Here is an 11,968-nt window from a genome sequence, read left to right as displayed (position 1 = left end):
TATCCACGTTCAAAGCATTTGTTATTTTTCACAAATATACATCGTCTTTTTTGACAATAATGCTGTCTGTTAATTTATTGACAAAATGTTTTTTTAATGATACAATGAACACATCAATTGAAAAGCTTCTGAATACTGACGGATCGTGGAGTTAACCACAGGGACTTCAGGAGCAGATCATGAGGATTACTGTTTACAGCTGCTGCACCATATTTTGCAGACAGCATAGGCAGTAATTTCCAGCCGACCGTCTGGGCAGTATTTGAATCATCAGATACTGCCCTTTTTTTACCGGGAGGTACCTCTGACATGAGGGAAATACCGTTGTCTTTTTAAGAAGCGGTCATATAAAAACCATTTAATCTTACACAACGAAAGGAGCTTTTATTATGGGGTTTAAAAGTGACATCGAAATCGCACAGGAATGTGAAATGAAACCAATCACTGAGATTGCAGCTAAAGCAGGTATTGAGGACAAATATCTTGAGCAGTATGGTAAATACAAAGCAAAAATCGACTACAATCTTCTGAAAGAAACAGATAAGAAAGATGGCAAACTGATTCTGGTTACCGCTATCAACCCGACTCCTGCCGGAGAAGGAAAAACCACTACTACAGTTGGTCTGGCAGACGCTATGCAGAAGCTTGGCAAGAACGTTATGGTAGCTCTTCGTGAGCCATCCCTTGGACCGGTATTCGGTGTAAAAGGCGGTGCAGCAGGCGGCGGATATGCCCAGGTAGTTCCAATGGAAGATATCAACCTTCACTTCACAGGTGACTTCCACGCAATCGGCGCAGCAAACAACCTTCTTGCAGCAATGATCGATAACCATATTTTCCAGGGCAATGCTCTTAACATCGACCCACGTAAGATCACATGGAGAAGATGTGTAGATATGAACGACCGTCAGCTTCGTAATGTAGTAGACGGACTTGGCGGAAGAACAAACGGTATGCCTCGTGAAGACGGCTATGACATCACGGTAGCTTCCGAGATCATGGCTGTTCTCTGTCTTGCAAGTGATATCAAAGACCTGAAAGAAAGACTTTCCAGAATCATCATCGGTTATACATATGGCAAACCGTCAGAGCAGAAACCGGTAACAGCTGGTGATCTTCATGCAGAGGGTGCTATGACAGCACTTCTGAAAGATGCTCTGAAACCAAACCTTGTTCAGACACTGGAGCATGTACCTGCAATCGTTCACGGCGGACCATTCGCAAACATTGCTCACGGATGTAACTCCGTAACCGCTACCAAGATGTCTCTGAAGCTTGCTGATTACACCATCACAGAGGCTGGATTCGGTGCTGACCTTGGTGCCGAGAAATTCCTTGATATCAAATGCCGTATGGCTGGTCTGAAACCAAATGCAGTTGTTATCGTTGCTACTGTCCGTGCACTGAAATACAATGGCGGCGTTCCGAAGGCTGATCTTAACAATGAGAACCTTGAGGCTCTTGAGAAAGGTCTTCCAAACCTTCTGAAACACGTAAGCAACATCAAAAATGTTTACAAGCTTCCATGTGTTGTTGCAATCAATGCATTCCCGACAGATACCAAGGCAGAGCTTGACCTGGTAGAAGCAAAATGTAAAGAGCTTGGCGTTAATGTTGCACTTTCTGAAGTATGGGCAAAAGGCGGCGAAGGCGGTATTAAATTAGCTGAGGAAGTAATCCGTCTTGTTGAAGAGCCAAACGACTTCACATATTCCTATGAGCTTGAAGGCTCTATCGAAGATAAGCTGAACCAGATCGTTCAGAAAATCTATGGCGGTAAGAGAGTTGTTCTTACAGCTAATGCTCAGAAGCAGGCAAAACAGCTGGAAGAGCTTGGATTCGGAAACTGCCCGATCTGTGTGGCAAAAACACAGTACAGCTTAACAGATGACCAGACCAAGCTTGGTGCTCCGACAGGCTTTGAAGTAACTGTTCGTAACCTGAAGATTTCTGCAGGTGCAGGCTTCATCGTAGCCCTCACAGGAGAGATCATGACCATGCCAGGTCTTCCAAAGGTTCCGGCTGCTGAGAAAATCGATGTAGACGAAACAGGTAAGATCACAGGACTGTTCTGATTTTTACATGTCAGCCAGGTTTCCGTGTAAACATGGATTTGGCACGTTGCTCACAAAAATCAACGCCCGGGAGACCCAAACTCCCGGGCGCTTTTTACATACAAGCAAAGTGTATCCTTTGAAAATAAAATAAAGGATTTTATCAGCCTGCCAGGGACAGACGCCCTGGCAGTATTATGTATATTACTTATTTCAGCTTCTCCCCTGTAAGCATCTCATATGCCTGGAGATATTTGTCGATTGTCTTGTCCACGATTTCCTGTGGAAGAGTCCAGTCGTTGTCCGGGTTTGCTTTCAGCCAGTCACGGGCAAACTGCTTGTCAAAGGATGGCTGGCCATGACCTGGCTCATATCCATCTGCCGGCCAGAATCTGGAGCTGTCCGGTGTAAGCATCTCATCACCAATAACAATATTACCATTTTCATCAAGTCCAAACTCAAATTTGGTATCTGCAATAATAATACCTTTGCTTAAAGCATACTCAGCACATTTTTTATATAATGCGATGGTGTAATCACGAATCTTCTCTGCATACTCCTGACCATGTCCCGGATAGTATTTCTCAAGATGGGTAACGCTCTGCTCAAAAGAAATATTCTCATCGTGGTCGCCGATCTCAGCCTTGGTAGAAGGTGTGTAAATAGGCTCAGGCAGCTTGTCAGACTCTTTCAGACCTTCCGGAAGAGTAATTCCGCAAACTGTACCATTCTTCTGGTAGCTTGCCCAGCCGCTTCCAGTGATATATCCACGAACGATGCACTCAACCGGGATCATATCCAGCTTGCGGCACATCATGCTGTTTCCGTCAAACTTATCCTGCTGGAAAAACTCCGGCATATCTTTTACATCAACAGAAATCATGTGGTTCGGCAGGATATCCTGGGTCATATCAAACCAGAACTTGGACATCTGTGTAAGAACAGTGCCTTTCTTCGTCACTTCGTTGTTCAGGATCACATCAAAACAGCTGATACGGTCTGTCGCAACCATGATCAGGCTGTCTCCGTTGTCGTAAATCTCGCGTACTTTGCCTTCTTTAACTGGCTTCATTTCCTGCATAGCTTTACACCTCATCACTTTTCTATTTTTCATTTTTGTAAAAGTCCCAAAGGCATGACTGTTTCACAATCTCAGCCTGCCTGTCTCCGCTTTTACAGCACCCAATTATTTTACCATTTTGCAAACAAAAAAACAATTCTCTTAAATGCCGAAATCAAGGCATCTTTTCCCGAAATCCATGTGAATCTTCACATGTAACCATTCAAAGTGATTGATTCCTGCACTATCTTCGTTTTATAATAAGAAAATATAACCAGCAGGATACTCTGCCTGCGAGGGACATTTCAGCTCACAAAACTAATTTACCATATATTCCAGGAGGCACTATGATCTATAAATTTGCAGCCGCCGACATGGACGGTACTTTATTAAATGACAAAAACGAAATTACACCATACACCATCGAAATAATCCGGCAGGCAGCCGCGCAGGGACTGATTTTCTCCATTTGCACCGGGCGCCCCATTCAGGGAGTGGAGCGCTATCAGAAACAGCTGGGCATTCAGGGACCTGTGATCACTTATAATGGGGCTATGATCCTGGATTCTGCTGACGGACGCGTTCTGTATAGACAGGAGCTGAAAGCTGACGATGCGCGTCTGATTCTGGAAGCAGGACTGAACTATGATACTACCATGTGCATCTGGTCGGACAATAAATTATATGGGAACAAGCTGAATGACCGGATTCAGGAATACAGCCAGGCTACCAAGGTAACGCCCCTTCTCATGCCATCTATCGACGAGCTTTTGGCGCAGGGGATTACGAAAATTCTCTGGTATGACGATGTTTCCCAAATTCAGCAAATAGAAAAAGAGCTACGGAAAACAGCTCATTTTCATAACGTAACTTTTTGCACCTCCAAGCCCTTCTATCTGGAGTTCTTCAACAGTAAGGTGTCAAAGGCTGCAGCTATTGATTGCATTGGTAAGCTCTACAATTTCACCCCCGCTGAAACTATCGCTATCGGCGACGGTTTCAATGACCTCTCCATGATCCGCTATGCTGCCCTTGGCGTTGCCATGGAAAATGCACCAGATGGCGTGAAAGAGTCTGCGGATTATATCACTGCACGCACTAACAATGAGGATGGTGTTGCAGAAGTTCTGGAGAAATTTGTTTTATAGAATCATGACTATACAAAAATGGTGATTGTGTTAATTATTTCACATTCAACACAATCACCATTCTATCAATCCGTTTTAAACCAAATTATGTCCGCCTTGCTATATCTCTTACAGATTCTTAAACATTACAGCTGTAGACTTCGCTCTTACAGCCAAATATGCTCGCTACATCTCTTACAGATTCTTAAACAGCGGCTTCATAGCCGGATACAGTTCTTTGAACTTCTGGTATCTCTCCTCATATTTCGCAGCCAGTTCTGGAGTAGGCTCTACAGTATCCACTACTTTTGCAAGCTTCTTGCCAGCAGTCTCAACGTCCGGATAAACACCGCATCCTACTGCTGCCAGCATAGCACCGCCAAGGGATGGTCCCTCTTCCACTTCCAGAACGTCAACCTTAATATTCATAACATTTGCAATGATCTGCTTCCACAGCGGGCTCTTTGCACCACCGCCACAGATCTTGGTACGCTCAATTTTAATTCCAAGACTCTTTGCAACCTCCAGAGAATCACGAAGTGCGAAAGCAACTCCCTCCAATACAGCCTGGGTCATATCTGCTCTTGAAGTGTCCATGGACATGCCGAAGAATACGCCTCTTGCATCTGGATCGTTGTGTGGGGAACGCTCACCCATCAGGTATGGCAGGAAGAATACGTGATTCTCACCAAGCTTCTGGATAGGCGCCTGCTCTGCTGCGAAGTCCTTCGTTCTAAGAATCTCCTCAGCCCACCATTTATTACAGGAAGCAGCACTGAGCATACAGCCCATAAGATGATAGCTTCCATCTGCGTGACAAAAGGAATGAAGGGCATTGTGCTCATCCACACCAAAATTCTTGCTGGAAATGAACACGGTTCCGGAAGTACCAAGGGAAATATTGCACTGTCCGTCACCAACTGTTCCAGTACCAACTGCTGCTGCCGCATTGTCACCGGCACCTGCGATAACCTTAACATTCTCAGAGAAGCCAAGCTCTTTTGCCACTTCTGGCTTCAGAGTTCCTACAACTTCCCAGCTCTCATAAACCTTCGGAAGCTGCTCCTCCTTCACCCCACAGATCTCCAGCATTTCCTTTGACCAACAGCGATTCTTTACATCGAGAAGAAGCATACCGGAAGCATCTGATACATCCGTACAGAAGGAACCGCTTAAACGATAAGCAAGATAATCCTTCGGGAGCATGATTTTCACTACTTTTGCAAATTTCTCCGGCTCATTTTTCTTCATCCACAGAATCTTCGGAGCAGTAAAGCCGGCAAATGCAATATTTGCAGTATACTGGGAAAGCTTGTCCTTTCCGATCACATTATTCAGATAATCTGTCTCTTCAGAAGTACGTCCGTCATTCCACAAAATTGCAGGACGAATTACCTGATCCTGATCATCTAAAGTTACCAGTCCATGCATCTGTCCGCCGAAGCTGATTCCGGCAACCTGGGAGCGGTCAATGCCCTCTGTCAGTTCTTTCATACCAGCCATACTCTGGGTATACCAGTCTTCCGGATTTTGCTCAGACCAGCCCGGATGCGGGAAAAATAATGGATATTCTTTTGATACGATATTACAGATTTTTCCGGATTCTTCCATAAGAAGAAGTTTTACTGCGGAAGTACCAAGATCAACACCGATAAAATACATTTTTATCCTCCTTAAGTTCATGCCTTAGGCGTTCCTTCTAGGCTTTCCGGCCAGAACCCTCTTAGAATGCTCTGCCCGCCTATTCTAAAAACAGCCGTACCGCATAAAGTGGTACGGCCGTTTCTATATACGCCTATAATTCTATTCAAATCGTCCCTTCCTGCTTTTTAAGCAAGAAGCAATCATTCTACATTGCTCTCAACTTTGTACACAGCAATTACTTACTGTTTATTTAAGCATTAGCCCCATGGATTCTCTGTAGGATATCTTACACCAGCTGGCTGGTTGTAACCGATCTTCTTAACATCAAGTCCAAGGAATTTCACTACTTCGTAGAATGCCTTTCCATAATGTCCGAACATAACTGCACCGTGATGCGGGTAGTTGCCCTCGATCAGTACGTGACGGTAGAATCTTCCCATCTCTTTGATTGCGAAGATACCAATACCACCAAAGGATCTTGTAGGTACGTCAAGAACTTCACCTTCTGCAACATAAGAAACAAGCTCTCCCTCAGAGTTGCACTGCAGACGATAGAATGTAATATCAGAAGCAGCGATATCTCCCTCCAGAGTTCCTCTTGTGAAATCTGGCTCAGATCCTTCCGGCTCAAGAAGTCTGTGCTGGATCAGCTGATATTTAACAGCTCTGGAATCGCACATCTTGCAGGCCGGAGTATTTCCGCAATGGAAGCCCATGAATGTATCGGTAAGCTTATAATCATATTTGCCCTTGATATCCTCATCATAGATGTACTGAGGAACGGAGTTGTTGATGTCAAGCAGTGTAACAGCGTCATTGGAAATGCAAAGTCCGATGTACTCGCTAAGAGCTCCGTAGATATCAACCTCACAGGATACCGGGATTCCTCTTGCAGCAAGACGGCTGTTTACATAGCATGGCTCAAATCCAAACTGTGACGGGAATGCAGGCCAGCATTTATCAGCAAATGCAACGTATTTTCTTGCTCCCTTGTGAGCCTCAGCCCAGTCAAGAAGAGTAAGCTCAAACTGTGCCATCTTAGCATTAAGATCTTCATAATATTTGCCTTCGCCCATCTCTTTTGCCATATCAGCACAGACATCCGGGATACGAGGATCATTCTCATGCTCTTTAAAGGAAACAAGAAGGTCAAGCTCAGAGTTCTCTTCAATCTCAACGCCCAGCTCATAGAGTCCTTTGATCGGTGCGTTACATGCGAAGAAGTCCTGTGGACGTGGTCCAAAGGTAATGATCTTCAGGTTACGAACACCGATAACGGCACGTGCAACTGGTACGAAGTCAGCGATCATGGTAGCAATGTCAGTTGCAGTTCCAACCGGATATTCCGGAATATAAGCTTCAAGATGACGCATCTTTAAGTTGTAGGAGCAGTTCAGCATACCGCAGTAAGCATCGCCACGACCATTGATCATATCGCCATCGCCCTCAGCAGCAGCTACATACATGCAAGGTCCGTCAAATCTCTCAGCGATCAGGGTCTCTGGAGTCTCTGGTCCGAAGTTTCCAAGGAAAACAACAAGTGCATTACACTCAGCTTTGTTTACATCCTCGAGAGCCTTCTCCATGTCTTTCTCATTCTCAACAGTTACTGGACATTCATAAAGCTCACCCTTGTAAGCGTCCATGATAGCTGCGCGTCTCTTCTCAGAAAGCTGAATCGGGAAACAGTCACGGCTTACTGCGATTAATCCAAGTTTTACTACTGGTATATTGTTCATAATAGGTATTCCTCCATATTTTAATTTTTTAAGAAACTTTCAATTGTGGTAGCTATGTAAGCTCCTCAGGTCTCAATATTCATTTTTCAAACAGACTTTAGTAGTTACCCACCAACAACGTGTCGGTTTATCTTCTGAAAAAAATGAGCAACTATGAATTATTTTATCAGTCAATTGTGATATTCTCACCCTTCAGACCATTAAATGCGCCAGCGATCTTCGCATCCTCATGTGCGATCAGCCATTTGTTCTTGGCTGTCATCAAGCTGTCCTCTCCCATCTTCTCAGTCTGGAAAGTAAGGTCTGTGTTAGTTCCTTTCGGAAGTACAACAACACACTGGAAACCGCCCTCATTCACATGACATGGTGCGTAGTGAAGTGTGGTAGCGTATACCTCGATTCCGGTTCCTGCCGGTACAAGGAATGCCTCGATCTTAGATGTATCATAGGTATGATCCGGCTCAATGTCCTGCTGATGTCCGATAAGAAGGACAAGATCTGTAACCGCTACATTGATCTCGGAATTACGATGATACTCCACTGCATTCAGCTTCTTGTTATGGCCGTTGCAGTATCCGATCTGGACCGGCAGCCCGCCGTATCCCTTATTCTGCAGGTCCTTCATAATATCCAGTGCCTCCAGCTCCTCAACAGATGGAACATAGATTACGTCCTCTGGAACCGGAGTGTGTTTCATCTCCTTGATAAGACCTGTAAAGTCGTATCCCTCCAGCACCTGTCCATATTTACGGAATGCCGGATCTGTTACTTTCTGAATCTTCACGATTAACCTCCTTTTGCGCATATCAGAATGCGGACATGGCTGCTATCTGCCACTCTCACAGCAGTCCAACATGCTCATACTCAAGATTCCCGAACCAGCTGCTGATCTCAGTCTGCCCTGGTTCTTTCTGCATGAAAAAAGCATACCATATTCTGATATGCTTTACGACGGTTTTCTTGTCTTATCTATAGCACTTTTTTGACATTTTATTCTTTTGGAGTTGTATTAAATTTTTGTCTTACTTCGCTTGGAAGTCTGTTATATTTCTTCTGAAACTCTCTGGAAAAGGCTCTGCTGCTGGCAAAACCGTTGTCCAGGGCAATCTGGCTCACTGTTTTCTCTGTATTCATCAGTTCCCGACATGCATAAGACATGCGAATTTCCTGTAGATAAGTCTTAAAATTGATTTTTGCATACTTTTTGAACATTCGCGACAAATAAGCGTCTGAATAGCCAAATAAATTTGCCATCTCAGAAAGTTTCAGTTCTTCTGTATAATGCTCACGCATATAAGTGGTAATTTTTGACAAAGCATCCAGTCGTCGGCTGTCCTGAATTTCCTCCTGTGCAGCCTCGGTCTCACGATAATCCCTTACCATCAGGTACAAAATATTGTAGTACAGTGCCATAGTCCGGTACTCCCATCCTTCTTCACGGGCACGGTACACCTTATAAAGCTCCTCAATAAAAAATGCCAGCTTCCGGTTATCCGGAGCCTTGGACTTCTGATCCTTTGCTACACGGGCTGCACTTGTAAATCGGATAAACCGCTGGGCAGTAAAATATTTTTCGAACTGCTTTAGTGGAATCTGCAAAACCACAGTCTCATTTTTCCTGGGGGCGTGAATGGAGTGGATCTCATTGGAATTGATGATGATCAGCCCGCCAGCCTCCAGGGGGTACTCTTCTTCATTAAGAAAAAAAGTCAGTCTGCCTTTTAGCACTGCAAAAATCTCAATTGAGGTATGCCAGTGTTTTTCTCTTTCGTAATTGCCGTGTCCGCCTTCAAATAAAAAGATTTTGAAAGGAAGACCTTCGTTTGGTATGATCAATTCATGCTGAAATTCCAAGATTTCACCTCCGGCAGGTATATTTCTATAAAGCCGCGCCATTTTCTTTCAGTTCCGAACCGGCTAGAGCGTGTTTGAAAAAGGCTTTCTGCAAGATGTTCGTCACAATTTGTGGGAGATTTCGCTCGGATGAGGGCGCCGTAGCGGGCTACGGCAACCGAATTCAGGTGAAATATACCGCAAAGTGGAGCGTGCAGATTGCGGGAATGATTTTTCAAACACGCTCTAAAGTCTCTTGCTGTAAGAATATCATTTTCCCCTATATTTGACAATCCTGTTTCTTAGATTCTTTTTGGCTCCGCTGCCACGTCTTTTCTCGTTTCGTATTTTCTTAAATACAAGTTTTTTCTTATCTTGTATTTACCAGCTCAAACGCTTATAATTGAAATTAATTTTCAATATGTTATTTTTATTTTCGGGAGGTTTATCATGAAATTTATATATCCTGCTGTTTTTAAGAAAACCGAAGATGGTCGTTATAAGGGAACTTTCCCAGACCTGGAAGGCTGCTTCGGAGAAGGAGACACTTTAGACGAAGCTATCGAAAGCGCTAACGCTGCTGCATTCGACTGGATTTCTGTAGAGCTCTCCGAAGAAGTTCCAGAGCTGCCTCCGATCACAGATCCAGATGATATGGAATTAGAAGATGAGGATGTGGTCAGAAATATCCAGGTGAACATCCGGTTGTATGATGGGTGGGATGAATGAAGTTTACCGTGAGTGTTTGAAATGTCCGCTTACGTTCCAGACTTCACTGACTTACCTAATAAGTCCAAAATGGGGAGGCAAAGCCTCCCCATTAATTTTATCACTGTACCTGGTCAGAACCTTCTCAGTTACAAAATATTTTTGTTTTATCTTGCCTGCTTCTTCACTGCCACTGCAATGGACAGACCGGGAGCATAATATGGAATCAATGTAGCCTGCAGTGCATGATAAATATCAGACTTTCCAGGCCATACGGTCTCCAGAAGATTGTTCTCTCTGTCCAGCTGGTGGAACCAGGAACCGTTTACGTGATCCAGAACTTTCTCATCCAGATATTTCATAAACTCTGCATAATCTGCTGCGTATTTCTCATTATCTGTTACATGGAACAGAACGGAAGAGGTGTTGATTGCTTCTGCAAGAGTCCAGTGCATTCTGTCATGGACTACAGGTTTGCCGTTCCAGTCTGTTGTGTAACAAATTCCCGGTGCACCGTCTGCATTCCATGCGTCAGCAACTGCGCGGTTATACAGATTCTCTGCAGCTTCAATATAAGGTGCTGCGCCAGCCTTGTCCTCTTTATATGTAGAAAGCGCCCACTGTGTGATCAGTCTTGCCCACTCAATTCCGTGTCCCGGAGTTGCGCCGTATGGCTTAAACTGGTCGTCCGGACGGTCTTTGTTGCATTCCAAATCCGGTACCCAGTCACTGGAAAAATGCTCCGGTATACGCCAGTTATTGTCCTTTGCCCATACCAGAACATGGTCGATGATCCTGCCTGCACGTACACGATATTTCTCATCCCCGGTCACATCAGCTGCGGCAAGAAACGCCTCAACGGTATGCATATTTGCATTCAAGCCTCGATAGGAATCCAGCTCTGTAAATTCTGTGTTCCAGGTATCACAGGAAAGTCCTTCTTCCTCGTTCCAGAATCTCAGATCATAAAGTGCCAGCGCATCTTTCAGAAGCTCTTCTGCCCCTTCTCTGCAGGCCAACACGCCGGAAGAAGCTGCCAGAATTACAAATGCATGGGCATAGCACTGCTTGGTTGGAACAATTTCATTGTCCTTTGTAAGACCTGCATACCAACCACCATTTTGATCATCGTGAAGCTCGCCTCTAAGCCCCTTCAACGCTGCATCAGCCAATGCCTCGCTGCCTTCATGTCCAAGCATGGAACCAATGCTGTACACATGTGTCATACGGCTTGTGATCCAGGTTTCACGGTTACGGTCTTTCCAGGGAGTGCCGTCATCTCCAAGATAATAGGAGCTTCCTCCTGGTGACGGAAACTGATGTCCGAAGCTTAATAAGCCATCTCTAACATCCTGCAGAAATTTCTGGTTTTCAGCTGTTCCAAGCTGATATTTATTCTCTGTAACTGCCATTTCTGTTTTCTCCTTTTATACTGTAATATCCTGTGAAAGTCCCGCTCTACAGCTGACTCTCATATATAGTGATGTCACAAATAGGCAACAAATCCGTTTTGTGATGATCTCCCACTTTGTAATCTTCATTTTACCTTATCTGGAAGGCCTTGAACAGAGGGGTGAACTTTGGCTTTTATGGGGATTTTTACTGTTTCACTTTTCTGACACAATTATACTCCCAGACGGGATTTCGGTCAATTTATTTAAGTTTCATCAAAACAGCCGCCATTAGTACGTTATTTGATATGCCCCTTGTCAAGTAGACAGGTGAAATATCTAAAGGTAAGCGACAAAAATACCTACATTTCATTTTGGAGTGTAGGTATTTTTATGCACACCATTTCTCTTT

Annotated in this window: 11 protein-coding genes; 4 read left to right on the top strand and 7 right to left on the bottom strand. The window is 44.4% G+C overall.

Annotated elements, in window-relative coordinates:
- Positions 1–389: 389 nt before the first annotated feature.
- Positions 390–2,075 (top strand): formate--tetrahydrofolate ligase, encoded by a 1,686-nt coding sequence (locus tag I2D69_RS04995; RefSeq protein ID WP_195379501.1) that lies wholly within the window; start codon positions 390–392, stop codon positions 2,073–2,075.
- A 187-nt stretch (positions 2,076–2,262) separates the two neighbouring features.
- On the opposite strand, the gene I2D69_RS04990 is transcribed toward I2D69_RS04995, so the two are convergent.
- The gene (locus tag I2D69_RS04990) at positions 2,263–3,135 is read right to left on the bottom strand and encodes a phosphoribosylaminoimidazolesuccinocarboxamide synthase (protein ID WP_173717512.1); all 873 of its coding nucleotides are present in this window, start codon (positions 3,133–3,135) and stop codon (positions 2,263–2,265) included.
- A gap of 326 nt (positions 3,136–3,461) precedes the next feature.
- Between I2D69_RS04990 and I2D69_RS04985 the strand changes: the two genes are divergently transcribed.
- Positions 3,462–4,262 (top strand): Cof-type HAD-IIB family hydrolase, encoded by an 801-nt coding sequence (locus I2D69_RS04985; protein WP_195379500.1) that lies wholly within the window; start codon positions 3,462–3,464, stop codon positions 4,260–4,262.
- Between the two features lie 174 nt (positions 4,263–4,436).
- On the opposite strand, the gene xylB is transcribed toward I2D69_RS04985, so the two are convergent.
- The 5 genes from xylB to I2D69_RS20800 all read right to left on the bottom strand — a co-directional run bounded on the left by xylB (position 4,437) and on the right by I2D69_RS20800 (position 9,645).
- Positions 4,437–5,903 (bottom strand): xylulokinase, encoded by a 1,467-nt coding sequence (gene xylB, locus I2D69_RS04980; protein WP_195379499.1) that lies wholly within the window; start codon positions 5,901–5,903, stop codon positions 4,437–4,439.
- A 239-nt stretch (positions 5,904–6,142) separates the two neighbouring features.
- Positions 6,143–7,624 carry a fucose isomerase gene (locus I2D69_RS04975; RefSeq protein ID WP_195379498.1) on the bottom strand — a complete coding sequence of 494 codons (1,482 nt, stop codon included), beginning with the start codon at positions 7,622–7,624 and terminating at the stop codon, positions 6,143–6,145.
- Positions 7,625–7,790: 166 nt separating this feature from the next.
- The gene (locus tag I2D69_RS04970) at positions 7,791–8,408 is read right to left on the bottom strand and encodes a DUF4867 family protein (RefSeq protein ID WP_195379497.1); all 618 of its coding nucleotides are present in this window, start codon (positions 8,406–8,408) and stop codon (positions 7,791–7,793) included.
- A gap of 206 nt (positions 8,409–8,614) precedes the next feature.
- Positions 8,615–9,478, bottom strand: coding sequence for an AraC family transcriptional regulator (locus I2D69_RS04965; RefSeq protein WP_173717509.1), 864 nt, complete (start codon positions 9,476–9,478; stop codon positions 8,615–8,617).
- Positions 9,457–9,645 carry a DUF6783 domain-containing protein gene (locus I2D69_RS20800; RefSeq protein WP_306467821.1) on the bottom strand — a complete coding sequence of 63 codons (189 nt, stop codon included), beginning with the start codon at positions 9,643–9,645 and terminating at the stop codon, positions 9,457–9,459. The genes I2D69_RS04965 and I2D69_RS20800 overlap by 22 nt, the downstream gene beginning before the upstream one ends.
- Here I2D69_RS20800 and I2D69_RS20795 point away from each other — a divergent pair.
- Both I2D69_RS20795 and I2D69_RS04960 read left to right on the top strand, forming a co-directional pair.
- Positions 9,574–9,747, top strand: coding sequence for a DUF6783 domain-containing protein (locus I2D69_RS20795; RefSeq protein ID WP_306467822.1), 174 nt, complete (start codon positions 9,574–9,576; stop codon positions 9,745–9,747). The genes I2D69_RS20800 and I2D69_RS20795 overlap by 72 nt on opposite strands.
- Positions 9,748–9,907: 160 nt before the next feature.
- Positions 9,908–10,186 (top strand): type II toxin-antitoxin system HicB family antitoxin, encoded by a 279-nt coding sequence (locus tag I2D69_RS04960; protein ID WP_118581811.1) that lies wholly within the window; start codon positions 9,908–9,910, stop codon positions 10,184–10,186.
- A 146-nt stretch (positions 10,187–10,332) separates the two neighbouring features.
- Here I2D69_RS04960 and I2D69_RS04955 read toward each other — a convergent pair whose 3' ends face one another.
- Positions 10,333–11,577 (bottom strand): AGE family epimerase/isomerase, encoded by a 1,245-nt coding sequence (locus I2D69_RS04955; RefSeq protein WP_195379496.1) that lies wholly within the window; start codon positions 11,575–11,577, stop codon positions 10,333–10,335.
- Positions 11,578–11,968: the final 391 nt, after the last annotated feature.

The organism is Ruminococcus sp. D54t1_190329_F1, assembly GCF_015551645.1.
Classification (GTDB): domain Bacteria; phylum Bacillota; class Clostridia; order Lachnospirales; family Lachnospiraceae; genus Blautia_A; species Blautia_A faecis.
This window is presented reverse-complemented; position numbering and strand designations above follow the sequence as displayed.